Source organism: Pseudoxanthomonas sp. LjRoot125 (assembly GCF_964252705.1).
GTDB lineage: Bacteria > Pseudomonadota > Gammaproteobacteria > Xanthomonadales > Xanthomonadaceae > Pseudoxanthomonas_A.
Genome location: NZ_CAXUOY020000001.1, coordinates 624,501 through 649,918 on the forward strand (window position 1 = coordinate 624,501; position 25,418 = coordinate 649,918).

At 68.3% G+C, this 25,418-nt stretch carries 25 protein-coding genes; 14 read left to right on the top strand and 11 right to left on the bottom strand.

Features of this window, described 5'->3' with window-relative positions:
* Positions 1-80 precede the first annotated feature (80 nt).
* From ACSION_RS02735 to ACSION_RS02765, 7 genes are read left to right on the top strand one after another with little or no spacing between them, the layout of a single operon-like run.
* Complete coding sequence (locus ACSION_RS02735; RefSeq protein ID WP_435304734.1) at positions 81-761, top strand: RDD family protein; 681 nt, start codon at positions 81-83, stop codon at positions 759-761.
* A complete protein-coding gene (locus tag ACSION_RS02740; protein WP_435304735.1) occupies positions 758-1,756 on the top strand; it encodes a stage II sporulation protein M in 999 nt (332 codons plus the stop codon). The genes ACSION_RS02735 and ACSION_RS02740 overlap by 4 nt, the downstream gene beginning before the upstream one ends.
* Positions 1,746-3,311: a DUF4129 domain-containing protein gene (locus ACSION_RS02745; RefSeq protein ID WP_435304736.1), complete on the top strand. Its 1,566-nt coding sequence runs from the start codon at positions 1,746-1,748 to the stop codon at positions 3,309-3,311. The genes ACSION_RS02740 and ACSION_RS02745 overlap by 11 nt, the downstream gene beginning before the upstream one ends.
* Entirely contained in the window at positions 3,308-4,507 is a 1,200-nt protein-coding gene (locus ACSION_RS02750) for a DUF4350 domain-containing protein (protein ID WP_435304737.1), read from the top strand. Before ACSION_RS02745 ends, ACSION_RS02750 begins: the two co-directional genes overlap by 4 nt.
* Complete coding sequence (locus tag ACSION_RS02755; protein WP_435304738.1) at positions 4,504-5,505, top strand: AAA family ATPase; 1,002 nt, start codon at positions 4,504-4,506, stop codon at positions 5,503-5,505. Before ACSION_RS02750 ends, ACSION_RS02755 begins: the two co-directional genes overlap by 4 nt.
* Before the next feature lie 52 nt (positions 5,506-5,557).
* A complete protein-coding gene (locus tag ACSION_RS02760) occupies positions 5,558-6,856 on the top strand; it encodes a DUF58 domain-containing protein (protein ID WP_435304739.1) in 1,299 nt (432 codons plus the stop codon).
* Between the two features lie 8 nt (positions 6,857-6,864).
* Positions 6,865-7,890, top strand: a complete 1,026-nt coding sequence (locus ACSION_RS02765) for a DUF4380 domain-containing protein (protein WP_435304740.1) — start codon at positions 6,865-6,867, stop codon at positions 7,888-7,890.
* A 4-nt stretch (positions 7,891-7,894) separates the two neighbouring features.
* Here ACSION_RS02765 and ACSION_RS02770 read toward each other — a convergent pair whose 3' ends face one another.
* The 6 genes from ACSION_RS02770 to ACSION_RS02795 all read right to left on the bottom strand — a co-directional run bounded on the left by ACSION_RS02770 (position 7,895) and on the right by ACSION_RS02795 (position 12,576).
* Positions 7,895-8,671 (bottom strand): ThuA domain-containing protein, encoded by a 777-nt coding sequence (locus tag ACSION_RS02770; RefSeq protein WP_435304741.1) that lies wholly within the window; start codon positions 8,669-8,671, stop codon positions 7,895-7,897.
* Positions 8,672-8,740: 69 nt separating this feature from the next.
* A complete protein-coding gene (locus ACSION_RS02775) occupies positions 8,741-9,094 on the bottom strand; it encodes a hypothetical protein (RefSeq protein WP_435304742.1) in 354 nt (117 codons plus the stop codon).
* A gap of 46 nt (positions 9,095-9,140) precedes the next feature.
* Positions 9,141-9,989: a shikimate dehydrogenase gene (gene aroE, locus ACSION_RS02780; RefSeq protein WP_435304743.1), complete on the bottom strand. Its 849-nt coding sequence runs from the start codon at positions 9,987-9,989 to the stop codon at positions 9,141-9,143.
* Positions 9,990-10,148: 159 nt separating this feature from the next.
* Positions 10,149-11,138: a porphobilinogen synthase gene (gene hemB / locus ACSION_RS02785; RefSeq protein ID WP_435304744.1), complete on the bottom strand. Its 990-nt coding sequence runs from the start codon at positions 11,136-11,138 to the stop codon at positions 10,149-10,151.
* Positions 11,139-11,235: 97 nt separating this feature from the next.
* Positions 11,236-11,484: a hypothetical protein gene (locus ACSION_RS02790; RefSeq protein WP_435304745.1), complete on the bottom strand. Its 249-nt coding sequence runs from the start codon at positions 11,482-11,484 to the stop codon at positions 11,236-11,238.
* Positions 11,485-11,556: 72 nt separating this feature from the next.
* The gene (locus tag ACSION_RS02795) at positions 11,557-12,576 is read right to left on the bottom strand and encodes a pteridine-dependent deoxygenase (protein WP_435304746.1); all 1,020 of its coding nucleotides are present in this window, start codon (positions 12,574-12,576) and stop codon (positions 11,557-11,559) included.
* Positions 12,577-12,708: 132 nt separating this feature from the next.
* Here ACSION_RS02795 and ACSION_RS02800 point away from each other — a divergent pair, with 132 nt between their 5' ends.
* Both ACSION_RS02800 and ACSION_RS02805 read left to right on the top strand, forming a co-directional pair.
* Entirely contained in the window at positions 12,709-13,170 is a 462-nt protein-coding gene (locus ACSION_RS02800; protein WP_435304747.1) for a hypothetical protein, read from the top strand.
* 10 nt (positions 13,171-13,180) lie between these two features.
* Entirely contained in the window at positions 13,181-13,672 is a 492-nt protein-coding gene (locus ACSION_RS02805; RefSeq protein WP_435304748.1) for a hypothetical protein, read from the top strand.
* On the opposite strand, the gene ACSION_RS02810 is transcribed toward ACSION_RS02805, so the two are convergent.
* The 4 genes from ACSION_RS02810 to ACSION_RS02825 all read right to left on the bottom strand — a co-directional run bounded on the left by ACSION_RS02810 (position 13,588) and on the right by ACSION_RS02825 (position 17,974).
* Positions 13,588-14,463 carry a transglutaminase-like domain-containing protein gene (locus ACSION_RS02810; protein WP_435304749.1) on the bottom strand — a complete coding sequence of 292 codons (876 nt, stop codon included), beginning with the start codon at positions 14,461-14,463 and terminating at the stop codon, positions 13,588-13,590. The two genes, ACSION_RS02805 and ACSION_RS02810, sit on opposite strands and share 85 nt — an antisense overlap.
* A gap of 29 nt (positions 14,464-14,492) precedes the next feature.
* Complete coding sequence (locus ACSION_RS02815) at positions 14,493-14,933, bottom strand: cytochrome c oxidase assembly factor Coa1 family protein (RefSeq protein ID WP_435304750.1); 441 nt, start codon at positions 14,931-14,933, stop codon at positions 14,493-14,495.
* A gap of 31 nt (positions 14,934-14,964) precedes the next feature.
* A complete protein-coding gene (locus ACSION_RS02820; RefSeq protein ID WP_435304751.1) occupies positions 14,965-17,193 on the bottom strand; it encodes a DPP IV N-terminal domain-containing protein in 2,229 nt (742 codons plus the stop codon).
* A 64-nt stretch (positions 17,194-17,257) separates the two neighbouring features.
* Complete coding sequence (locus ACSION_RS02825; protein WP_435304752.1) at positions 17,258-17,974, bottom strand: glutathione binding-like protein; 717 nt, start codon at positions 17,972-17,974, stop codon at positions 17,258-17,260.
* A 108-nt stretch (positions 17,975-18,082) separates the two neighbouring features.
* Here ACSION_RS02825 and ACSION_RS02830 point away from each other — a divergent pair, with 108 nt between their 5' ends.
* The 4 genes from ACSION_RS02830 to ACSION_RS02845 all read left to right on the top strand — a co-directional run bounded on the left by ACSION_RS02830 (position 18,083) and on the right by ACSION_RS02845 (position 21,997).
* Positions 18,083-18,724 carry a TIGR00645 family protein gene (locus ACSION_RS02830; RefSeq protein ID WP_435304753.1) on the top strand — a complete coding sequence of 214 codons (642 nt, stop codon included), beginning with the start codon at positions 18,083-18,085 and terminating at the stop codon, positions 18,722-18,724.
* Between the two features lie 4 nt (positions 18,725-18,728).
* Entirely contained in the window at positions 18,729-19,229 is a 501-nt protein-coding gene (locus ACSION_RS02835) for a GNAT family N-acetyltransferase (protein WP_435304754.1), read from the top strand.
* A 49-nt stretch (positions 19,230-19,278) separates the two neighbouring features.
* On the top strand, positions 19,279-21,471 hold the full coding sequence (uvrD, locus tag ACSION_RS02840; protein WP_435304755.1) for a DNA helicase II: 2,193 nt from the start codon (positions 19,279-19,281) through the stop codon (positions 21,469-21,471).
* A 79-nt stretch (positions 21,472-21,550) separates the two neighbouring features.
* Entirely contained in the window at positions 21,551-21,997 is a 447-nt protein-coding gene (locus ACSION_RS02845) for a universal stress protein (protein WP_435304756.1), read from the top strand.
* Positions 21,998-22,007: 10 nt separating this feature from the next.
* Here the strand turns inward: ACSION_RS02845 and ACSION_RS02850 are convergent, their stop codons facing one another.
* Positions 22,008-22,316, bottom strand: a complete 309-nt coding sequence (locus ACSION_RS02850; RefSeq protein ID WP_093489776.1) for a DUF2782 domain-containing protein — start codon at positions 22,314-22,316, stop codon at positions 22,008-22,010.
* Positions 22,317-22,410: 94 nt separating this feature from the next.
* Here ACSION_RS02850 and polA point away from each other — a divergent pair, with 94 nt between their 5' ends.
* The gene (gene polA, locus ACSION_RS02855) at positions 22,411-25,176 is read left to right on the top strand and encodes a DNA polymerase I (protein WP_435304757.1); all 2,766 of its coding nucleotides are present in this window, start codon (positions 22,411-22,413) and stop codon (positions 25,174-25,176) included.
* Positions 25,177-25,418 lie beyond the last annotated feature (242 nt).

Here is a 25,418-nt window from a genome sequence, read left to right on the forward strand (position 1 = left end):
CATGGACCGCGGGATGCATCCGTTCAACCACAACGATCCGATTGCGGTCATCGCGCTGTCATGCATGCGATGAACACCTGATGCTGGATACCTACCGCGAAGTCGTCACACCCGAAGGCGTTCCGCTCCACTTGCCCGCTGCCGGCCCGGTGCCGCGCGCGCTGGCGTGGAGCATCGACCTGATGGTGCGCTTCGGCCTTCTCAGCGTGCTGGGCATGGTGTTGGCGCTGCTAGGCAAGACCGGCGAAGGCCTCTACCTGATCGGACTGTTCCTGTTGTTCTGGGCCTACCCCATCGTGCTCGAGGCGGTGTGGCAGGGGCAGACCGTCGGCAAGAAAGCGCTGGGACTGCGCGTGGTCGCGGCCGATGGCGCGCCGGTGGGCTGGCTGGCGGCGATCACCCGCAACCTGCTGCGCACCGTGGACATGCTGCCCTTCGGCTATGCCGCCGGGCTGGTGTCGTGCCTGACCGACACGCACGCGCGGCGGCTGGGCGACATGGTGGCCGGCACGCTGGTGGTCCATGCCACCGGCGAACGCGAGCATGCCCCGGCGCCGGCGAACGAGGTCTTCGCGCCGCCGGCGGGCCTGCTCCCGGAAGAGCAGGGCGCGGTCGTCGCCTTCGGCGAGCGTGCGCCGCAACTGACGCCGTCCCGGCAGGAAGAGCTCGCCAACCTCGTGGCGCCGGTCACCGGCGCGCGCGGTCAGGTCGGCGTGCAGCGCCTGTATGGCATGGCCAACTGGTTGTTGGGGCGGCGATGAGGCAGGAACAGTTCGTCGCCCGCCACCAGGCCGAATGGCTGGCCTTCGAGTCGTGGCTGCTGGCCCGCGGCGAAAGCGCGCGGCGTGCGAGGAAGGAACGCAACACCGGCGCAATGACCGACGAGGACGTACCTGCGCGGTACCGCCGGATCTGCCAGCAGCTGGCGCTCGCCCGCGCGCGCGGCTACAGCCCCGTGGTGGTGGATCGCCTGCAGGCATTGATGCAGCAGGGCCACGGCGTGCTGTATCGCACGCCTGCTCCGCGTTGGCAGCGGGCGGCACGCTTCCTGCTGGCGGACTTCCCGCGGCTGGTGCGGAGCGAAGCCGGCTGCATGGCCGTGGCCGCAGTGGCGTTCGTGTTTCCGCTGGTGCTGATGTTCGTGCTGCTGCAACTCCGTCCGGAACTGGTGTACAGCCTCGCATCGCCCGAGCAGGTCGCGATGTACGAGCGGATGTACGACCCCAGCGATCCGCGGCACGCGCTGGGCCGTGAAAGCGGAACGGACTGGCAGATGTTCGGCGTCTATATCTGGAACAACATCAGCATCGGCCTGAAGACGTTCGCCGGCGGCCTGGTCGCCGGCGTGGGCGCGCTGGTCGTGCTGATCGCCAACGGCATCAGCATCGGCACCGTATTCGGCCACCTGCAGCAGATCGGCTACGGCGATCCGCTGTGGCGCTTCGTCTGCGGGCACGCGCCGTTCGAACTCACCGCGCTGGTGCTGGCAGGCGGTGCCGGCCTGCGGTTGGGACTGGCGTTGATCGCGCCCGGTCGGCACCGGCGCATCGATGCGCTGGCCATCGCCGGCGCGAAGGGGGCACGGTTGTGCCTGGGCGTTGCGTTCATGTTGCTGGTCGCGGCCTTCATCGAGGCGTTCTGGTCTTCGACGCAATCCATCCCGGCGACGGTGAAGTACAGCGTCTCCGGCGTGTTGTGGACGCTGGTGGCGCTGTGGCTGTGTTTCGGTGGTCGCGGGGTGGCCGATGAGGATTGAGGAGCTCACCGTCCGCCTGCGTACGCGCTCGGGCTGGGAGGCCATCGAGCTGGGCATGGCGCTGGTGCGCCGCCATGCCGCCGCGATCTGGAAGCCATGGCTATGGCTGACCTTGCCGGTGTTCATCGTGCTCAACCTGGGCGCGTGGTGGCTGGACATGTTCTGGCTGGCCGCGCTGCTGATGTGGTGGTTGAAGCCCGTCTTCGACCGCGTCCCGTTGTACGTCATCTCGCGCGCGGTGTTCGGCAGCGTGCCCGGCACGCGCGAAACGTTGCGCGCGCAGCGCCAATGGGGCGTGCGCACGATGCTCCACCTGCTGACCTGGCGCCGGCTCAGTCCGGTGCGTTCGCTGTACATGCCGATCGACCTGCTGGAGGGCGTGCAGGGCGAGCGCCTGGGCCAGCGCCGGCGCGTGTTGGGCGGACAGGCGTACGGCACCGCCTTCTTGCTCACGCTGATCTGCCAGCTGTTTACCGTCGCGCTGGTGCTCGGTGGCGTGGTGGCGGTGCTGGTGTACCTGCCGCAGGACCTCTTGCCGGACAGCATGCAGGCGGCATTCCGCATCATGGCCATCGAATGGCCCGTGTGGCTGCACCTGGCATGGAACGCGCTGCTGTGGGCGGCGGTCAGCGTAACCGAGCCCTTCTTCATCGGCGCGGGTTTCGGGCTGTACCTCAATCGCCGCACCGAGATCGAAGCCTGGGATGTGGAGATCGTGTTCCGCAAGCTGCGTGCGCGACTGGCGGCTGCGACGCCGATCCTGCTCGCTGCCGTCCTGCTGGCGGGCTTGCCGGGCCAGGCCGGTGCGCAGGAACGGCATGGCGGGCCGCGCCCCACGGTGCCCACGGAGGAAGCGCCCGCCGACGACAAGCCGACGCCGCCCACGCTGCCGATCGTGTTCGGCGACCAGCGCGTGAACGACCGCGCGTTCCGCGATGCCGCCGACCGCGCCTATGAAGACCCGCTGTTGGACCGCAAGCGGACCGAGGGCAGCTGGGAACGTCGGAAAAAGCAGGAACGGAAGAAGAGCGACTTCTCGCTGAGCGACAACCCGCTGCTGCTGGCGCTGGCCAACGTGTTCGCCTTCATCGGCGAATGGGGGCTGTGGCTGGTGGCCGGCGTGCTGGTCCTCACGCTGCTGGCGACCGCGCGCTACTGGTGGCCGTGGATGCGTGGCATGTCGCGCGCACCCGCGCCGCACCGTGACGGTCCGAAAGTCGAGGCCCTGGTGCTCCCCGAAACCTTGCCCGACGACATCGCCGCTGCCGCGCGCGCGCTCTGGCGCGATGGCCGCCCGCGGCATGCCCTGGCGCTGCTCTACCGCGCGAGCGTGGAAAGCATGAGCGCGCGCGCCGAGATCGCATTGCCGCCGGGCGCGACCGAGGCCGAATGCTTGCGCGCCTCCCGGCGCATGCCCCGAGCCGAGGACCGTCAGGCGTTCGCGCTGATAGTCAGGGTGTGGCAGTACGCGGCCTACGGACAGCGCCTTCCCGCCGAGCACGAATTCGATGCGCTGGTGGGGGAACTCCAGCAGCGCTATGGATGGGCGTCATGACCGGCGCGCGTCGCAACGGGCGTATCGTCGGCGGGGGACTGATCGTGGCGTTCGTCGTGCTGGCGCTGGTCGTGGCATGGTTCCGCCATACCTATGTGCGCGTGGAGAAGACGCTGTACCTCCCGCCGAATGGCGAGGCCGCGTACAACCCGCTGTATGCACTGGCACGAACGCTCGAGGCCGACGGCGTCAAGGTGAATGCTCGCCAGCGCCTCATGCTGGACGACAACGCGCTGGGCACACGCGACACGCTGCTGCTCTTCAACGATCCGCGCGCGCTCTCGCCGCCCGAGACAGAAGAGCTGCTGGCGTGGGTGGAGCGGGGCGGCCACCTGATCGTACGCACACCGCTCGGCTCCTACGAGGATGATCTGGTCGAAGACGATGTGCCGCACGCGGACCTGCTGGATCACCTCTCCGTATGGCTGGTGGAAGAAACCCCCGACTGCGAGGCCTTCCAGGTCGAAGGCGAGGACCCTCACGTCGAGTTCTGCCGTGGTCGCCGCTTCGCATTCGACGGCGTCGTGCCGGCGCTCTCGTGGGGCGACCTCCAGGCGGGCTTCGTCTATGCGCGGATCTCGCACGGACGCGGGCAGGTCGACGTGCTGGCCGATCTCGATTTCCTGATGAATGCCGAGCATCGCCCGCCGCTCGGCGACGCGCTCGGCACGCCGCCGAAGGGCGGCCTTCGCGACGGTCCGCATCGCGCGCTGGCGCGACAGGTGTTGGCGCCCAACTACGGCCAGGGCACGATGCACCTCGTGTACGCCGCACAGATGCCCACGCTGTGGCGCACGTTGCTGCTCCGCGGCTGGATGGTGTGGATCCCGCTGGTGCTGGCCCTGGCCGCCTGGTTGTGGATGCGCATGCAGCGCTTTGGCCCGCCGGTGCCGGCGCCCGCCGGCGAACGTCGCTCGCTGCTGGAGCACGTAAGGGCCAGCGGCGAACACCTGTTCCGCTACGGGCGCGGCGTCATGCTGTACGCCGCGGTGCGCCAGGCCTTCCTGGCCCGCTTGCGCCGGCGCGACCCGGTCGCCGCCGCCCTGTCGGGCGAGCCCCAGGTTGCCGCCATCGCCGCACGCACCGGCGTGCCCGCCGACCGCATCCGTACCGCGCTCAACGCGCCCGCCTCGCACGACCGGCCGGCGTTCCGTGACCGTATTTCCCTGCTGATCCAACTGAGAAACCGCCTATGAACGACGAGACCGCCGCAGCGCCCCCCGCGCTCCCGCCGACGCCCGGCAATGCGTTGTCGGCACGCGCAGATGCCGTGCGCGACGAGGTGTCCAAGGCCTTCATCGGCCAGGCCGACGTGCTGGACCAGATCCTGATCGCACTGCTCGCCGGCGGCCATGTGCTGATCGAGGGCGTCCCCGGGCTGGGCAAGACGCTGCTGGTGCGTGCGCTGGCGCAGGCGCTGGAACTGACCTACGCACGGGTCCAGTTCACCCCCGACCTGATGCCGAGCGACGTCAGCGGACATGCGGTGTACGACCCGAAGACCGAGAGCTTCAAGATCCGTCGTGGCCCGGTGTTCACCAACATCCTGCTCGCCGACGAGATCAACCGCGCCCCGGCGAAGACCCAGGCTGCGCTGCTCGAGGTGATGCAGGAAGGCCAGGTGACGATCGAGGGAAAATCCTTCGAACTCTCGCCGCCCTTCATCACGCTTGCCACGCAAAACCCGGTGGAACAGGAAGGCACGTATCCGTTGCCGGAAGCGCAGCTGGACCGCTTCCTGCTGAAGGTGCTGATCGACTATCCCGCGCTGGAGGACGAGAAGCGCATGGTCGATGCGATCACCACCGGACGCACCGCCGCCGACTTCGACCTGTCGAAGGTCAATCGCGTGCTGGGACCGGACGACATCATCGCGATGCAACGCGACACCGCTGCCGTGCAGGTGGACGAACAGGTCATCGACTACGCGGTGCGCATCGTCGCGGCGACGCGCAAATGGCCGGGCATCGCGCTGGGCGCGGGACCGCGCGGCAGCCTCGCGCTGGTGCGTGCGGCGCGCGCGCAGGCCGTGTTGCAGGGGCGCGATTTCGTCACGCCGGACGACATACGCGATATCGCGCGGCCGGCGCTGCGCCACCGCATCACCCTCGCGCCGGAATTGCAGATCGAGGGCCAGTCTCCCGACGATGCCCTTCGCGCGCTGCTCGCCAAAGTGGATGCACCACGGAAATGAGCCCGTCCCGCATCCGTCACGCCACGACGCGCGCATCGGGTAGGCCACGCGCGTGAGGCCCGCGCCGCTCCTGATCCTGCTGCTGGCCGGTTGGGGACTGGCCGGGCTCGCCGTGCCGTTCCTCGGCTGGCCGCTGTGGCAATGGCAGGTGGCCGGCGCGGTCATCGCGGTGCTGGCCGCATTCGACGCATGGCGGTTGCACGGTCGGCCCACGCCCCAGGTGGTGCGCGAGGTCCCCGAGGCGCTGCCGCTCGGCATCGAGCGTGAGGTGGGGCTTCAGTTGGAGTCGCATGTACGGCAGCGGGTTGACGTGTTCGACCTGCATCCCGGCGGATGGCCGTCGTCGGGCTTGCCGCGCCGCCTGACCCTGGCACCACTGTCGGCCACGCGCATCACCTATCGCCTGCAGCCGAATGCGCGCGGCGATGCCGCGTTCGATGGCGTGATGCTGCGGCTGCGCTCCCTGCTGTGGATGTGGCGGCACACGCGCGTAGCCGGTGCGCCGCAGCGCGTGCGGGTGTATCCGAACTTCGCGCCGCTGACGCGCTTCGCACTGTTCAGCGCCGAACAGGCGTCGCGCCTGGTGGGTGCCCACCTCAAGCGTCGGCGCGGCGAGGGGACCGACTTCCACCAGATGCGTGAGTACCGCGTCGGCGACAGCCTTCGCCAGGTCGACTGGAAGGCCACCGCACGTTCGCGCAAGCTGATCTCGCGCGAATACCAGGACGAGAAGAACCAGCAGTTGGTGATGCTGATCGATACGGGCCGCCGCATGATGGCGCGCGAGGATGCGCTGGGCCATTTCGACCATGTGCTCAACGCCTCGCTGGTGGTGTCCTATCTGGCGCTGCGGCAGGGCGATGGCGTGGGCCTGCTCGCCGCCGGTGGCGACCGTCGTTGGGTGGCGCCGCAGCGGGGCATGGGCGCCATCGACACGCTGTTGCGCGCGAGCTACGACCTGCAGCCGCGTGCCGTCGCCACGGATTACCTTGCCGCCGCAACCGAGCTGAGCTTGCGCCAGCGTCGTCGCGCGCTGGTGATGCTGGTGACCAACGTGCGCGACGAGGACATCGAGGATCTGCTGGCGGCCGTGCGCTTGCTGCAGCGTCGGCACCTGGTCTGCGTGGCCAGCCTGCGCGAAACCTCATTGGACGACGCGCTCGGCCATGACGTGCGCGACTTGCAGGGCGCGATCCATGCTGGTGCCGTCGCCCGCTACCTGGAACAGCGCACGGCGGCGCATGAAGCCTTGCGCAGCCATCGCGTGATGGTGCTGGACGTGACCACCGACGAGCTCCCGGGTGCGCTGGTGGAGCGCTATCTGGCGGTGAAGCGGGACGGCGTGCTGTAGTGCCGCGTATGCGGACGCACGCGACCCTCGCCGTGGTGCTGGCCCTGTGCCTGGAAGCCTTCAACGCGCGGGCTGGTGAAGTCGAGCGCATCCGCCTGCAATCGCGCGAGGCGGCGGCCGAGATCACGCCTGCCCTCGGCGGTCGTGTGCTGGCGTTCGGTCGGATCGGCCATCCGAACCTGATCAAGATCGGCGAACCGGTCGCATCCCAACCGACCCCGGATGTGTCGGCGATGGCCGACGACATCGGCTACTTGGGCCACGATGTGTGGCTGGGGCCGCAGAGCGGCTGGTGGTCCGACCAACACGCCAACGCCGCGCGTCGCGACGCGAAAGCCGTGTGGCCACCGGACCCGTACCTGGCATTCGCGCAGACACGCGTGGTGGCACGTACACCGGACCGGCTGGTGCTGGAAGGCGTGGACAGTCCGGTCACCGGCGTGCGGCTGCTGAAGTCATTCGCCTTCGATCCTGCGGACCCCGCCACCCTCGAGGTAACCGCGCTGGCGCGCAACATCCGCGAGCGCCCGATCGCGCGCGATCTGTGGTTCAACACGCGTACCTCGGCCGCCACGCGTGTGTACGTGCCGGTCGCCCACCCACGCGATGTGCGCATCGACGCGGCACAAGGTCAGGCGCCTGCGTGGAACGTCGTGGACGGTATGTTCGCGTTCCTGCCGGCGGAAAGCGCGAAAACTCGACGCGGCAAGGTGTTCCTGCAGCCGGCGGCGGGCTGGATGGCCGGCTTCGCGCAGGGGCAGGCGTTCGTCATCCGTTTCGATCACCAGCCGCGTGCAGCGATCCATCCCGAGCAAGGGCAGGTCGAGCTCTATCTCGACCACGGCGCCGATATCGCCGCCGGCCTGCTGGAGATGGAAGTGCATGCGCCGTACCGCACGCTCGCGCCAGGCGAGGCCATGCAGGCGCGCGAGCGCTGGACGGTGCTGCCCTACGATGGCGCGGACACGCCACAGGCGCACCTGGCCTTTCTCTGCGCCCGGCTGCAGCTGTGCGCCACGCAGGCGACCGACTGACGCGTCAGCGTGCGGTCGCGATGCCCTTGCCGGTCGCGACCCACCACAGGCCGCCGTACAGGTGCGCAAGATAGAGCGGCTCGTCGTACAGCGCAGGCGTGTGGCCCAGCGCAGTGACGAACACGCGCCCGCCGTCGTACGTGTGGTACCACGCCACCGGATGCTGCTCGCCCATGCCGTTCGCTGTCTGCCCTGGCCAGATGCGCGTGGGGTCGTACGTGCGTTCGTCCACGCTGAGCACGGTGCGCAGGCCACGGGTGACGGGCGCGTTGAACTCGTACCACTCGTCCGTCCACACCCAGCGCGCCGGCAGGCCGAATGCCGCGGGAAACGCAGGATCTTCCACCCGTACGGTGGCCGTCTGCACCATCGGGTGGATGCGGAACGTGCGGCCGATCAGGCGTTCGAACCAAGGCCACTCGCCTGGCGGATTGAAGATCAACGCACGATGCACTGCCATCACGCCACCGCCAGCGCGGACGTAGGCTTCAAGTTTGTCGCGCTGCGTGCCTTTCAGCTCATCGCCGCGCGTGTTGAGCAGCACGATGGCAGCATACGGAGACAGGTCGCCGTCGAACGGTGTGCTGTTCCAGGACCAGGTCAGGTCGAACCCATGCACCTGCGCCATCCGCTCGAACTGCGGCTTGGCGACCACGGCGTAGTCGTGGTGGTAGCGGTTGGGAATGGCGACCACCAGCACCTTGAACTGGCCCTGCGCCCAGGCGACGCCCGGCAGCAGGGCGGCCAGACAGAAAAGGAGGATCAACCATCGTCGGATCATGCGGCGATGCTAGCCGTCCCGCGGGTCGCCCAGCTATTCCGATTCGCGCCGCGGGTATGCGCTTATCGCCTAGGCGGCTGTGCGGGCCGCCTGCATCGCCTTGCTGGCGCCCCAGGCCAGCATCACCAGGCCCGCTGCGTAAACCACGCCAAGCAGCATGCCGACCGCGCCGAACAGCGACATCATGCCGCTGATCGCGCTGTAGCCGTCGGCGGCGCTGTGGATCAGCCAGGCTTGCCAGACGCTCATCGCGCCCCGCAGCAGGGTCGCCGCCAGCATCAGTCCCGTGCCCGCCAGCGCCAGCGTGCGTCCCGGTGCGGCGGGCGCCCACATCAGCAACATCGCAACGCCCGCCACGCAGGCCAGCAGTTCGGGAAGCTGGTAGCCCAGCATCGTCAGCAGTTGGGTGAGGAAGCCGTCCATGCGTTACTCCGTTCGTGATGGCTTGCAGGGTAACGCAGGTGCGCTTTCAATCCGCCGTCACCAGCACCTTGTCCCTGTCGCGCAGCGCGGCGTAGACCGCGTCGGTCTCCGGACGTACGCCGTGCCAGTGCTCGAAGGCCTCGGCGGCCTGTTCGACCAGCATGCCTAGGCCATCGACGGCGTCGTGGCAGCCGGCGGCGCGCGCCCAGGCGAGGAAGGGGATCGCCGCTTCGCCGTAGTTGAGATCCACCGCCAGCGTGCGCGGTGTGGCCAGGCCGAAGGGCAGAGTGAATTCGCCCTGGTCCTGGCGTGCGGCCGAGGTCGCATTGATGATCAGCGAGAAGTCGCCGAGATTGCGCAGGTCGTCCCAGTAGCGCGAGTGCGCGCGGTCCGGTTCACCCAGGGCGTCGGCGAGCGCGTCGGCGCGCTCCGGCGTGCGGTTGACGATGATCAGCTCGCTGACGCCGGCATCCAGCAGGGCCGGCGCCACGCCGCGCGCCGCACCACCCGCGCCGATCATCACCGCGCGTCGCGCGCGCAGATCCAGGCCATGGCGGCCGGTCAGGTCGCGCACCAAGCCGGCGCCATCGGTATTGTCGCCATGCCATTGCCCGTCGTTGCGTGTCAGTGTGTTGACCGCACCGGCGCGCCTTGCGCGGTCGGTCGCCTGCGCACAGATCGCGAACGCGGCTTCCTTCAATGGGAGCGTGACGTTGGCACCCGCGCCGCCGTCACCGGCGAACCGGTCCAGCGTGGCGACGAAGTCGTGCGGTGCGGTGTCGATCGCCGTGTATTCCAGTGCGATGCCGACCTGGCGCGCGAACGCCGTGTGGATGCGGGGCGATAGCGAATGGGCGACGGGGTGGCCGAATACGGCGTAGCGATGGCTGGACATGGCGCAGGACCCCGTCGTGAAGTGATGTCGGAGCAGGGACGTCCCGGGAACACAGCCGGGTCGCCACCGCGTTCGCCCGCAGTCTACCGCGCGTGGAGGCGGCAGACGTACACGTGTTGCGTCCTGGCGAGCCCGACGCAGGCATCGGGCTCGGTCCTGTCAGCCGCCACGCAGCCAGCGCGCCGCATCCAGCGCGAAGTAGGTCAGCACGCCGTCGGCGCCCGCGCGCTTGAACGCGGTCAGGGCTTCCAGCGCGCACGCCTTCTCGTCCAGCCAGCCGTTCGCGGCGGCGGCCTTGATCATCGCGTACTCGCCGCTGACCTGGTACGCGAACGTCGGCACGCCGAATTCGTCCTTCACCCGGCGGATCACGTCCAGGTACGGCAGGCCCGGCTTGACCATCACCATGTCCGCGCCCTCGTCCAGGTCCAGCGCGATCTCTTGCAGCGCTTCGTTCGAGTTGGCCGGGTCCATCTGGTAGGTGAACTTGTTGCCCTTGCCCAGGTTGCCGGCGCTGCCCACCGCGCTGCGGAACGGGCCATAGAACGCGCTGGCGTACTTGGCGGCGTACGACATGATGCGGGTGTTGATGTAGCCGGCCTTCTCCAGCGCTTCGCGGATCGCGCCGATGCGGCCATCCATCATGTCGCTGGGCGAGAGGATGTCCACGCCGGCGGCGGCGTGCGCGAGGGACTGTTTCACCAGCGCCTCGATCGTCTCGTCGTTGAGGATGTAGCCGGTGTCGTCGATCAGCCCGTCCTGGCCATGCGTCGTGTACGGGTCCAGTGCCTGGTCGGTCATCACGCCGAGTTCGGGGAAGCGTGCCTTCAGCGCGCGGATCGCGCGCGGGATGATGCCGTCCTCGTCCCACGCGATGCGGCCGTCGGCGGTCTTGGCCGCCGGGTCCGGCACGCCGAACAGGTCCAGCACGGGCACGCCCAGTTCCAGCGCTTCTTCGCCCACGCGCAGCAGTTCGTCGATGGACAGCCGCTCGACGCCCGGCATCGACGCCACCGGCACCCGGCCTTTCTCCTCGTGCACGAACACGGGATAGATCAGGTCGTTGGTGGTCAGCACGTTCTCGCGCATCAGGCGGCGGGAGAACTCGTCGCGGCGCATGCGGCGCGGGCGGGTGTAGGGGTAGGCCATCACGGGCTCCTGGCAGAGCGGCGCATGATACGCCTGCAGGGCCGGGCGCGGCCTGCGACCGGCGGTCGCAGCGCGGAACGCTGTGTCTGGCGGGGCGTCAGATGACGCCGCCGCCCAACGACAGGCGGACGATGCCCACGATGATGACGATGCCGTTGAGTACCAGCCCGGCCTTGGCGCGACCGCGATTCTCGGTCCGCGTGAACAGGATGCCGACCGCCGCGATGATCGCGCCGACGGCGGCGAAGGGGATCAGGAACCAGTTGCCCCAGCCGAGCAGCGGAATCAGCGCCAGCACCATCCACAGCATCGCCACGATGCCCCACAGCAGGCTGATCAGTCCCATCGATGCGTCCTTCCGACATGGCCCGCGACGCGGCGCCTCATGCCCGCACTATGCGGATGCTGCCGTGGCGCTTCAAGCGCCGACGCCGTGCATGCCTTCGATTTCGACCAGCAGTTCGCGGCGGCAGACGTCCGCATGCAGCATCAACCACGGTACGCGTGTGCCCAGCCGCGCTTCCAGTTGTGCGGCGACAGCGTCGGCGTCCGCGGCGTCGCGCACGTAGACCTTGAGTCGCGAAGTGCCGTCGAGGTGCGGCGACAGCGTCGGTGCGCGCTCGCGCGCCGCGCCCAGCAGGCTGTCGAGGTTGGTCAGCGTTTCGTCCAGCTGGGCGCGCAGCGAATCGGCATGCTGCGACGCATGCCCGACGATGCTCGCCGTGCCCGACAGCAGCAGGGGCACCTGCGGTGAAGGCGGCAGCAGCGCGCGCGCGAAACTCGGCGACTGCGGGCCGTATTCGCGCGGATAGCGATAGGCGCTGACCTGGCGCGGATTTTCCAGTGGCAGGCCGGGTTCGCGCGCGGCCAGCCAGTACACCTGCAGCACGCGCCGTCCGTCGCGGCTGCCGATGGCCGTCGCCGCGGGCAGCGTGCGCGTGTCCACGTCGCCCAGTCCCTGCACGCGGCCGACGCAGAACTGCCGGTAGCGCTCGGTGTCGCCTTCGCCCAGGGTGATCGCGTCGAAGTAATTCCAGATGCGCAGCAGGTGCGGATAACCGCAGTCGCGCCAGAACGCCACCATGGCCGCGTAGGCATGCGCGCTGGCATGCAGGATGCCGCCCTCGGGTTCCTCCCACTCCATGACGCCGAACATCAGCGCGCCGTCGTGGCTGTAGCGGATCGCGCCTTCGCGTCCCGTCGCCACCGGTCCGGCCGAGCGCCACACCTCGTAGGGCGCAGCGGCTTCGCGCAGGGGCGACAGCGGCACGTGCAGGTAGCGGGCATCGTCGATGGCGGCCGACGAGGGGGCCAGGGTGCCGAAGCCGAACACGGCCAGCGTCTCGGGCATGCCGAGCAGCGCCTGCGGCGTCGGGGCGTGGATGTAGTCGACCGCCAGCCGCTGCGGCGCGGGCGGGAGGTCGGGAGCGGAGCTCATCGTGCGGAAAACAGGCGCATGGTCAGGGTGAAATGATAACCCGTCGCCCCGTGACGCCGCCCGATGACGGGATATGCCAGTATTCAGCCGGTGCGGCGGAAGATCGCCGCAAGGCCACCGGGAGAAGCCGCCATGTCGTTCCGCATCGTCCCCATCGCGTTCGCCGTCCTGCTCCTCGCCGGGTGTGCCGGCAGCTCCAAGGTCATGCTGGGCCAGGCGCGTGCGCCGATCGATCCGGCGCAGGTGCAGATCTACCGCACACCGCCCGCAGGTGCGCTGGAAATCGCCCAGCTCGAATCCAAGAGCGCGGTCGGCTTCGGCACCCAGGGCCAGACCGATGCCGCGGTGGCGCGCCTGAAGCGCGAAGCCGCCGCCCTCGGCGCCAACGGTGTCGTCCTGCTGGGCGTAGGTTCGAGCGGCTCGCCGGTGGGCATGTCGGTGGGCGCCGGCAGCTACGGCCGCCACTCGGGCGGCGGCTTGAGCATGGGCATCCCGACCACCCAGAAGCAGGCCGCAGGCGTGGCGATCTACGTGCCGCCTGGCACGCCGGTGGATCCGTCCATCGTGGTGCCGGAACCGGCGCCGAAGCGCTGAGGGGACGACCGTGGCGAAGTTCCCAAGGATCGAGAGCGCCTGCCCGTTACCGGAAGAACAGCAGCGCTGCATCGCGGGTTTCTGCGGTCGGTGCGGCAAGTCGGTCCAGCGCCTGGATGACATGGATGAGGCTCAGCGAGCCGCATGGATGAAGCAGGCAACCGGTCCGGTCTGCGTGTCCTACCGTCTCCCGCGCCCCGCGCTGGCCGGGCTTGCGGTCGCCGCGTTGCTTGCTGCCGCACCTGCATTGGCCGGATCGCCGGATGCCGAGCAAGGGCAAGGCGACACGGTCGCCACCGTTGCGGATGCGCCCGACGAGGCCAATCCGCTACTGATGCTCGTGATGGTGGGCGGTATCAGCGAACCCGGCAACGCCGAGTGGATCGATGACTCGGGCCTGCCGGACCTGCCGCAGCGTCACGTGGAAGGTTCGTTCGAAGCGCGCGCCGAAGGGACGGCGCGGCCGGCCGCGCCCGCACCCTCCGAAGACACCGGCGCGTAAGCATCCAGGATGCGCAGTTTGCGGATGCCTTCCAGCAAAGGAGGCATGCCGGCCGGGTCGCCATCGCCCACGTGGAGCGCGATGTGGCCGGCATCGAATTCGCCCAAGCCGGCGTCGTAGCTGGTCCATCGCTGACCATCCCACGCCTGTACCCACATGTGCGGACTGAAGACATGTGCCTGTCCGGTGAATCGGCTGGAATACGCGATGCCGGAGGCCACCCGGGCGGGAATCCCGCGTGCACGCGCGGCGGCTGCCAACAGCACCGCACTTTCGGTGCAATCCCCGGACCGTGCGGCCAGCGCCTCGCTGGCGCTCATGTACTCGCCAAAGGATATGCGCCCGGTCATGTGCTCACGAACTGCGTTCGCGAGAGACCGCATGCGCAGGTGAGTGCTTCGGCCGCGGGAATGGGTTCTCGCGAACGCTCTGACGGAGGCGTTCTCGCTGTTCACATACGCATTGCTTCGGCTGTATCGGTCCAACGCGTCCGCGTCGGGTGGAGATTCTTCCCCACAATCCCGGCAGATGCGCAACAGCATGGCGTCGCTGGCGGCGGCCACCTTTTGTTCGTGCGTGCTGGGCCACGGCCACGCCATGCCATCGACGCGAAATCGATACTCGATGACGCCATGCCGCGCGGCGCTCGACAGCTTGTAGGGCGAGCGGACGAGCAGGGGTTGCAGCCAGGCACGCGTACCTTCGCGTGCATCCGACGGTCGGGCTTCCTGCGCGTGGACGATGGCAGGCAGCGTGCAGGCCAGCAGCGCTAGCACGATGCGATATCGCATGCTCCCGCCGACCGCTTTTGACGCGTTCTTCAAGGCGCGGGCGCGGTGTCGGCCTCGCCGCCCTCCAGCACGATCCGCTCGCCGCCGTCCACGTTGACGGCCAGCGTTTCGTAGCGCCATTCGCCGGCCTGCTTCTTCGCCACGACGTACAGGGTGCCGTCGGCTTTCGTGCCTTCCAGTGGGATCGCCAGGTTGGCTTCGCCGTCGGGGCCGTTGCTGCTGAAGTTGCCCTGCACCAGCCAACCGGCCCGGACCGGCGTGCCGAGCGCCGCGTTCACCGCGGGGTCGGCCTGCGCTTCCCGCATCGCATGCAGGTACGGCCCCGAGGATTTCATCGCGCCGAAGACCAGCGCCAGGATGCCGAAGATGAAGGCCGCGAACAGCGCCAGCAGCAGCGCGGCCACCACTGGTACGCACCATTTCCAGTTGCGGCCCAGCCACGTGGAGGGCGGTGGGGTCGTCGAGTGCATGCGCGGGCTCCGGTCGTTCCCCGTTGAACGCTTACGGCTTCAGGCAGCGGCCAAGGAAGTCCTCGGTCAGCCGGTAGCGGTGCAGCAGGTCGGTGCCGCGCAGGCCATGCTTGGCGCCGGGATACGTCATCAGCTCGAACGGCGTACCGCGTTTCTGCAGCTCGCTCATCAGCTTGGTGGAGTTGGTGAATAGCACGTTGTCGTCGGCCATGCCGTGGATCAGCAGCAGCTTGCCGGCGCCGATGCCGTCCACGTGGGTGAACACACTGGCTTCGCGGTAACCGGCTTCGTTCGCCTTCGGCAGGTCCATGTAGCGCTCGGTGTAGTGGGTGTCGTACAGCGCCCAGTCGGTGACCGGCGCGCCCGCCACGCCGCAGGCGTAGGCCTCGTCCTGCTTGGCCAGCAGCATCAGCGTCATGTAGCCGCCGTTGGACCAGCCGTACACGCCGATGCGCGCGGGATCGACGAAGGATTGCGACTTCAGCCATTCGACGCCGCGCAGCTGGTCGTCCACTTCCACCGTGCCCTGCTTGCCGTACAGCGCGCCGCCGAAGGCCGCACCGCGGCGCGGCGTGCCGCGGTTATCCAGCGAAAACACCACGTAGCCCTGCTGGGCGAGGTACTGGTTGAAGAACGCATCGCTGCGGCCGGGCCAGGCACGGGTGACGGTCTGCGCGGCGGGACCGCCGTAGACGAAGACCACGACGGGGTACTGCTTCTTCGCATCGAAGCCCGCCGGCTTGACCAGGCTGTAGTGCAGTGGCGTGGTGCCATCGGCCGCCATCAGCGTGCCGTAGGTGGTCGGCTGGTGAGCGGCGCGGTACTTCGCATAGGGATGCCCAGCATCGGCCACGTCGTTGGCGAGCAGCGTCGCCAGCTTCGTGCCATCAGCCTTGAAGAGTTCGATCTGCGGCAGCATGGTGTCGCTGGACCAGCTGTCGACGAAGACGCTGGCGTTGCGCGCGAATGCGGCGGCGTGCATGCCGGGCGCCTGCGTCAGCCGACGCGGTTCGCCGCCGGCCAGCGGCACGGCGTAGACATGCGTTTCGGTGACGCCGTCGCGCGTGCCGCCCACGTAGGCCAGACCGGCGCCTTCATCGAGGGCGAGCAGACCGTCGACGACCCACTCGCCCTGCGTCAGCGCGGTCAGCTTCGCGCCGTCCTCCGACGCGACGTACAGGTGTTCGAATCCGCTGCGCTCCGACGACCACAGGAAGCGCCCGTCCTTCAGGAAGCGCAGGTCGCTGTGCAGGGGGACCCAGGTCTTCGAGGTCTCGGTCACCAGCGTGCGCTGCGCACCGTTCGCCAGCGTGGTTTCGATCAACTCGAGCTGCTTCTGGTCGCGCGACTGGCGCTGGAACGTCAGGCGTTGCGGGTCGCGCCAGTCCACGCGGGCCAGATAGATATCGGGGTTCTTGCCCAGGTCGATCCAACGCGGTGTCGCGCCGGTCTTCGGTGCGATCGTGCCCAGCTGCACCAGGACGTTGTGGTCGCCGGCGGCCGGGTAACGCTGCTCGACCACGTCGGTGCGATCGGGATAGACCTCGTAGCGCTTCTGCACCGGAACCGGGGTTTCGTCGATGCGGGCGAAGGCGATGGCCGAATCGTCCGGCGCCCACCAGTAGCCGGTGTGGCGGTCCATTTCCTCGTCAGCGACGAACTCGGCCACGCCGTTGCCGATCGTGTCGCTGCCGTCGCGGGTCAGCTGCACTTCCTTGCCGTCGGCCAGGGCGATGACCCACAGGTTGCGGTCGCGGATGAAGCTGACGAAGCCGCCTTTCGGCGAGATCTTGGGGTCAGTAGCGAAGCCGCCGCCGTTCGTAAGCTTGCGCACCGCGGTCTTGCCGGTCTTCGACAGGTCGTAGAGGTACAGCTCGCCACCCAGCGGGAACAGCAGCGCCTTGCCGTCAGGCGACCATTGGTAATCGACGATGCCGGACAGCGCCGCGATGCGCTGGCGCTCGCGGCGCGCCTTCTCTTCGTCGCTCAGCACTTCCTCGCCCGGCAGCACCACCGACGAATCCACCAGCAGGCGCGTCTGCCCGCTGGCGACGTCGTACTCCCACAGGTCCAGCCGGTTGCGGTCGCGGTCCTTGCCGCGCAGGAAGGTCACCCGCGCGCCGTCCGGCGCGACCTGCGGCTTGGTCAACGTGGGGCCCGACAGCGGCGCGCTGCCGGTGATGGCTTCCAGGGTGAGCTTTTCGGCGTGGGCAGGCAGGGCGGTGGCGACGGTCATCAGGGCGAACAGGGCAAGGCGCATGGGACTTCTCGGGCGGCAGGGCCGGTCAGTCCCGGATTATGCCGCGAACGCCCGGCGCCGGTTCTCAGGCCTTCGGCGCGCCCTGTCCAAACAAGTGCTTGCGCTCTTCGTCGCTGAGCGGCTGGCCGGCGTTCGGATTGACCTGCGACTTCAGCGCATACGCGAGCTGCACGGCAGGACGCGCGGCGATCTCCGCGTGCCAGCGCTGCAGGGCGGGATAGGGCGTCAGGTCCAGCGGCGCTTTGTCGTAGGCGTTGATCCACGGATGCGTGGCCATGTCGGCGATGCTGTAGTCGTCGCCGGCGATGTAGGCGTGCTTCGCCAACTGGGTATCCAGCACGCCGAGCAGGCGCTGCACCTCGCGCGTATAGCGGTCGATGGCGTACGGGATTTTCTCCGGTGCGTACACGGTGAAGTGGCCGTACTGTCCGGTCATCGGCCCCAGGCCGCCCATCTGCCACATCAACCATTGGTTCACCGCCACTTTCTGTCGCGTATCGGCGCCGAAGAAACGCCCGGCCTTGTTGGCCAGGTACAGCAGGATGGCGCCGGATTCGAACACGCTGATGGGCTCGCCACCGTCGGCGGGCGCGTGATCGATGATCGCCGGCATCTTGTTGTTGGGCGAGAACGCGAGGTAGTCCGGCTTGAACTGGTCGCCCTTGCCGATGTTCACCGGGACGATGCGGTAATCCAGCTTCGCGCCGGACTCCGCCAGTTCTTCCAGCATCAGCGTGATCTTGTGGCCGTTGGGCGTGGGCCAGTAGTACAGATCGATCATGTCGGTTCCTCGCGGGGGAGAGCCGCAGTCTAGCGGCGGCGGCGGACTTGGCAGCGTCAAATTCGGCCGTTACCCTGCGCCATCCTTGGAAAACACTGTTCCCGGCCCATGTCGCAACCTACCAACGCCCGTCTCGGCTTCCTGCCCAACCTGATCTTCGCTTCACGCTGGTTGCAGCTGCCGCTGTATCTGGGGCTGATCATCGCGCAGGGTGTCTACGTGTTCCTGTTCCTCAAGGAGCTCAAGCATCTGGTGATGGACGCGAACAGCCTCACCGAGCAGGGCATCATGCTGCTGGTGCTCGGTCTGATCGACGTGGTGATGATCTCCAACCTGCTGGTCATGGTGATCGTCGGCGGCTACGAGACCTTCGTGTCGCGCCTGCGCCTGGAAGGACACCCGGACCAGCCCGAATGGCTGAGCCACGTGAACGCGTCGGTGCTGAAGGTCAAGCTGGCGATGGCGATCATCGGCATTTCGTCGGTCCACCTGTTGAAGACCTTCATCGGCGCCGGTGAGCTGGGCCTGCCGCTGTGCGGCTCGCCGGATCACCTCGCCTCGCTCGATGCCGTCGCAAACGCGGTGAAGGCGGGATATGCAATGGCCGCCGCCAAGTGCACGTCGGTCACCACCACGGCGGTGATGTGGCAGACCATCATCCACGGCGCCTTCATCCTGTCCGCGATCGGCATCGCCTATACCGACAGGATCATGAGCAACGGCGCGCCCGCCAAGCACGCTGCGCACTGACCCCGTGGCGGCCGAGGCCCTGCTCCGCGACGCCAACGAGGGCGACATCGCCGCCATCGTCGCGCTGAACGCGGCAGAAGTCCGCCACACCAGCCCGATGGACGCGGACAGGACGCGCGTGCTGGCGTCGTTGTCCGCCTACCATCGCGTCGCCGACGTCGAAGGCCGCGTCGCGGCCTTCCTGCTGGTGATGCGCGCCGGCGCGGATTACCGCAACGACAACTTCGCCTGGTTCGCCGCACGCTACCCGGATTTCCTGTACGTGGACCGCATCGTCGTGGACGCATCGGTGCAGGGCCTGCGGTTGGGCTCGGCGCTGTACGGCGACCTGTTCGCCTTCGCCCGTGCACAGGGCATCCCGCGCATCGTCTGCGAGTTCAACGTGGTGCCGCCGAACGAGCCCTCGCGCCTGTTCCATGCCCGCCACGGCTTCGTCGAAGCGGGCAGCCAATGGCTCGACGGTGGCCGCAAACAGGTCTCGATGCAGGTCGCCGAGCTCGTTTGAGCCGTACGCCGTCTCAGGCCTTGGGCGGCGCAGGCCGTAAAATGGGCGGATGGATGTCTCCCACCTGCTCGACCACCTGAATCCGGCCCAGCGCGAGGCCGTCTCCGCCCCGCCGGGCCATTACCTCGTCCTCGCCGGCGCCGGCTCCGGCAAGACCCGCGTGCTGACGCATCGCATCGCCTGGCTGAACGAAGTGCACGGCGTACCCGCGCACGGCATCCTCGCGGTGACTTTCACCAACAAGGCCGCCGGCGAAATGCGCGCGCGCGCCGACATGCAACTGCGTACCGGCAGCCGCGGCATGTGGATCGGCACCTTCCACGGCCTGGCGCACCGCCTGCTGCGCCTGCACTGGCAGGAAGCGAAGCTGCCGGAGACCTTCCAGGTGCTGGACAGCGACGATCAGCAGCGGCTGGTCAAGCGCGTGGTGCAGGGTATGGAGCTGGACGAGGCCAAGTACCCGCCCAAGCAGCTCGCCTGGTGGATCAACGAGCAGAAGGACGAAGGCCGTCGTCCCGAGCACCTCCAGCCCGCGCCCAACGATGACTGGCTGGACGTGCGCCGGCAGGTCTATGCCGCCTACCAGGAGCGCTGCGACCGCGCCGGGTTGGTGGATTTCGCGGAACTGCTGCTGCGCGCCCACGAAGTACTGCGCGATACGCCGGCGCTGCTGGCGCATTACCGCGCACGGTTCCGGCAGATCCTGGTGGACGAGTTCCAGGACACCAATGCCATCCAGTACGCATTCGTGCGCGTGCTCGCGGGCGACACGGGCCAGGTGTTCGTGGTCGGCGACGACGACCAGAGCATCTACGGCTGGCGCGGCGCGAAAGTCGAGAACATGCAGCAGTTCCTGCGCGACTATCCCAGCGCGCAGACGATCCGGCTGGAACAGAACTACCGCTCCAGCGCCAACATCCTGGGCGCGGCGAACGCGGTGATCGCGCACAACCCCGGGCGCATCGGCAAGCAGCTGTGGACGGACACGGGCGATGGCGAGCCGATCGACCTGTACGCCGCCTACAACGAGATGGACGAAGCGCGTTTCGTCGTCGAGCGCATCCGCCAATGGGTGCGCGAGGGCGGCAGCCTGGGCGATGCGGCCATCCTGTATCGCAGCAACGCGCAGTCGCGCGCATTCGAAGAGGCGCTGCTGTCGGAGCAGCTGCCGTACCGCGTCTACGGCGGCATGCGTTTCTTCGAACGCGCCGAAATCAAGGACGCGCTCGCCTATTTGCGCCTCGTCGCCAATCGCGCCGATGACGCCGCGTTCGAACGCGCGGTCAACACGCCGGCGCGCGGCATCGGCGAGCGCACGCTGGATGAAGTCCGCCGGCTGGCGCGCGGCGCGCGCGTGTCGCTGTGGGGCGCGGCGATGCTGGCCACGCAGGGCACGGAACTCGCCGGACGCGCGCGCAACGCGTTGGCCGCGTTCCTGTCGCTGGTCGAGCAACTGGCGGGCGAGACCGCGGAGATGGATCTCGCCGAGCGCGTGAACCACGTGCTGGTGCGCTCGGGCCTGCGCGAGCATTGGGCGAAGGAGAGCCGCGGCGGGCTCGATTCCGAATCCCGCACCGAGAACCTGGACGAACTCGTGTCGGTGGCGTCGCGTTTCGTGCGCCGCATCGACGACGACGAAACCACCGAAGGCATGAGCGAGCTGGTGGCCTTCCTGTCCTACGCGGCGCTGGAGGCCGGCGAAGGCCAGGTGGAGGCGGGCGAAGACGGCGTGCAGCTGATGACGCTGCATTCGGCCAAGGGCCTGGAATTCCCGCTGGTGTTCCTGGTCGGGCTGGAAGAGGGCTTGTTTCCCAGCAACCGTTCGCTCGACGAGAGCGGCCGGCTGGAAGAAGAGCGACGCCTGGCGTACGTCGGCATCACCCGCGCTCGACAGAAGCTCGTGTTGACGTTCGCCGAGGCACGCCGCCTGCACGGACAGGACATGTACGGCATCCCGTCGCGGTTCCTGCGCGAGATTCCCGCGTCGCTGGTGAGCGAAGTGCGCCCGCGCGTGCAGGTCAGCCGCGCGGCGCCGGGATTCGCCAGCCGCGCAGTCGCGGGCCACGCCAGCCTGGAGACGCCGGGGCTCAAGCTGGGCCAGACGGTCACCCATGCCAAGTTCGGCCATGGTGTGGTGACCGACTACGAAGGCAGCGGCGCGCATGCGCGCGTGCAGGTCAACTTCGACAGCGAGGGCAGCAAGTGGTTGGTGCTGGCCTACGCGAACCTGCAGGCGGTCTGATCGACCGATTGATCCAGATCACGGCGGGCTAAGCCCGCCGGGCGTGTAATGGCCGCATCACATCGTCATGAGGTGCGGCATGTACCGGCATATCCTGATCGCCACCGACGGCTCCGAGCTGGCCGGCAAGGGCGTGGAACACGGCCTGACCCTGGCGGCGCGCCTGCAGGCGCGCGCGACCGTGCTGACCGTCAGCGAGCCCATCAACACCGGGTTCGACGACGCGCTGGGATGGAGCGCCGTCGGCACCTCGATGCCGGAATTCCAGACGGCCCGTGAAGAAGCCGCACGCAAGGTGCTGGCGGGCGCATCCGCCCAGGCAGGCGGCATCGGCGTGGACGCAGCCACGCTACACGTCGCCGATCGCTACGCCGCCGAGGCCATCGTGGAGACCGCGGAACGCCAGGGCTGCGACCTGATCGTGATGGCATCGCACGGGCGACGCGCGCTGGGACGCCTGCTGCTGGGCAGCCAGACCAGTGAAGTGCTGGCCCGCTGCGGCGTGCCGGTGCTGGTGATCCGCTGAGCGCGGACCGTCACCAGCCGTAGAGCTTCCAGTACACCGGCGAGATGTCGCTGTTGTCCTTGCTCTTGTCCAGGCGGCCGTCGCCGTCGGAGTCGTACAGGTAATAGGGCGCGCCGCGCGACGGCGTGACCTTGACCATGCGCAGATTGCCGCTCACGCGGTATTCCTCGATGGTGTCGCCGTTCTTCTCGGTGCGCACCGCGACCTGCGCGTTGGCGAGATCGACGCCGGTCGGTGCGTTGGCGCCGCCGGTGGAGGCGCAACCGGCCACGGCCAGCACGCAGGACAGCAGCAGGGCGCGTTTCAGCGAGCGGGTCATGGGGGCATCCTGGCGGGGGCAGTGACCGGATTATGCGCCCAACGCGTGGTGCGCGCGTGACGCCGGCCCGGGAGGCGCGGCGTAGAATGCGGGCATGACACGACTCGTACTGATCGACGGTTCCAGCTACCTGTTCCGCGCTTTCCACGCGCTGCCTCCGCTCACCAACGCACACGGCGAACCGACCGGTGCGCTGTTCGGCGTGGTCAACATGCTGCGTGCGACGCTGAAGGAGAAGCCGGACTACGTGGCCTTCGTGCTGGATGCCAGTGGCCCGACGTTCCGCGACGAGCTCTACGCGGATTACAAGGCGAACCGTCCGCCCATGCCGGAAGACTTGCGCGCGCAGGTCGAACCCATGCGACGCATCGTCCAGGCGCTCGGCTTCCCGCTGCTGTGCATCGATGGGGTCGAGGCCGACGACGTGATCGGCACGCTCGCATTGCAGGGCGCGGCGCAGGGGATGGAGGTGACCATCTCCACCAGCGACAAGGATTTCGCCCAACTGGTGCGCCCAGGCGTAGCGCTGGTCAATACGATGAGCGGCAGCCGTTTGGACTCCACCGAGTCGGTGATGGAAAAGTTCGGCGTGCGACCGGACCAGATCGTCGATTTCCTCGCCCTGATGGGCGATACCGTCGACAACGTGCCCGGCGTGGAGAAGTGCGGCCCCAAGACGGCGGCGAAGTGGCTGGGCGAGTACGGCACGCTCGACGCGATCATCGACAAGGCCGGCGACATCAAGGGCAAGATCGGCGAGAACCTGCGCGCCGCGTTGCCGCGCCTGCCGTTGAACCGCACGCTGGTGACCATCAAGACCGACGTGGCGCTGGACGGCGGCCCGGAGACGCTCCCGCTGCGCGACCGCCATGTCGAAGAGCTGCGCGAACTCTACGCGCGCTACGGCTTCAACCAGGCGTTGAAGGAACTTGAGGGCGGTGCGCCCGATGCGACGTCCGTCGCGGAGAAGGAGCCCGGACGAGCCCGCGGCACGGGGCGCGTCGCGCCGGCGTCGAGCGACGAAGGTCCGGTGGATCCATCGCTGGGCATCGCGGGCGAGTACGCGGCCGTGACCGAACCCGCGCAGCTCGACGCGCTGGTCGCGCAGTTGCGCGCGGCCGACGAATTCGCGTTCGACACCGAGACCGACAGCCTCGACCCGATGCAGGCCCGTCTGGTCGGCCTGAGTTTCGCCACCGAGACCGGCAAGGCCGTGTACGTGCCGGTCGGACACGACTATCCCGGCGCGCCGCCACAGCTCGATCGCACCCGCGTACTGGACGCGCTCGCGCCGGTGCTGTGCGATCCGGCGAAGCGCAAGCTGGGCCAGCATGGCAAGTACGACCTGCATGTGCTGCGCCGGCATGGCGTGGACGTGCAGGGCTATGCCGACGACACGATGCTAGAGAGCTTCGTGCTGAACTCCGGCAGCAACCGCCATGACATGGACAGCCTGGCCAAGCGCTTCCTCGGCTACGACACGATCAAGTACGAGGAGGTGGCTGGAAAAGGCGCCAAGCAGATCCCGTTCTCGCAGGTGGCGGTCGACGACGCCACCCGCTACGCCGCCGAGGATGCCGACATCACCCTGCGCCTGCATCGCGCGATCGCGCCCAGGCTGGCGGAGGAACCGGGGCTGGAAAGCGTGTACCGCGACATCGAGATGCCGCTGGTGCCGGTGCTGGCGCGCATCGAGGCAAACGGCGTGAGGATCGATGGCGACGAGCTTCGCCGCCAGAGCGCCGATCTTTCCAAACGCATGCTGGCCGCGCAGCAGAAAGCGACCGAGCTCGCGGGGCGCACCTTCAACCTCGATTCGCCGAAGCAGCTGCAGGCGCTGCTGTTCGACGAGCTCAAGCTGCCGGTGCTGGTGAAGACGCCCACCGGCCAGCCCAGCACGAATGAAGAGGCGCTCGAAGCCATCGCCGACCAGCACGAGCTGCCACGCGTGATCCTGGAGTACCGCGGCCTGGCCAAGCTGCGCAGCACCTATACCGACAAGCTGCCGGAGATGGTCAATCCCGACACCGGTCGCGTGCACACCAGCTACCACCAGGCCGGCGCCGCGACCGGGCGGTTGTCGTCCACCGATCCGAACCTGCAGAACATCCCGATCCGCACCGAAGACGGGCGCCGCATCCGCAAGGCCTTCGTCGCGCCCGCGGGCCGCAAGCTCGTGGCATGCGACTACTCGCAGATCGAGCTACGCATCATGGCCCACCTGTCGCAGGACCCGGGGCTGGTGCGCGCGTTCGAATCCGGCGCCGACATCCACAAGGCGACGGCGGCGGAAGTGTTCGGCCGCAAGCTGGAAGACGTGACCGGCAACGAGCGCCGTGCCGCGAAGGCGATCAACTTCGGCCTGATGTACGGCATGAGCGCGTTCGGCCTGGCGCGGCAACTGGGCATCGGCCGCGGGGAGGCACAGGATTACATCGCGCTCTACTTCAGCCGCTACCCGGGCGTGCGCGATTACATGGAGCGCACCCGCCAGCAGGCGCGCGAGCATGGGTTCGTCGAAACCGTGTTCGGCCGGCGGCTGTACCTCGAGTACATCAACAAGGGCACGCAGGGCCAGCGTGCGGGTGCCGAACGCGCCGCGATCAACGCGCCCATGCAGGGCACGGCCGCGGACATCATCAAGCGCGCGATGATCGGCGTGGACGCCTGGCTGGCCGGCCACCGCGAGCGCGCCCTGATGATCCTGCAGGTGCACGACGAACTGGTGTTCGAGGCCGACGCGGACTTCGTGCCCACGTTGCTGGAGGAAGCGACCACCCGAATGGCGGCGGCAGCGCAATTGAGCGTTCCGCTGGTGGTGGATAGCGGGGTCGGCGACAACTGGGAAGAGGCCCATTAGCCGCGGCTGAAAACGTTTTCCCTTCCGGAACATGGGCTTGCGGAAAGTTCAGGGAAACCCTGTCAGGTATATTTGTATACCGACCAGTTCAATAAACTGAATTCCTCCTGAATCTTACGGTTTTTTAACCGGAATCTTCACGAACCATCCATGTGCGGAGTGGTCATATAGCTCGCGACAGATGCAACGTCTGTCGCTGATCTCTCCCATCCCCTGGAGCGATCTCCCCCGGAGCGACGACC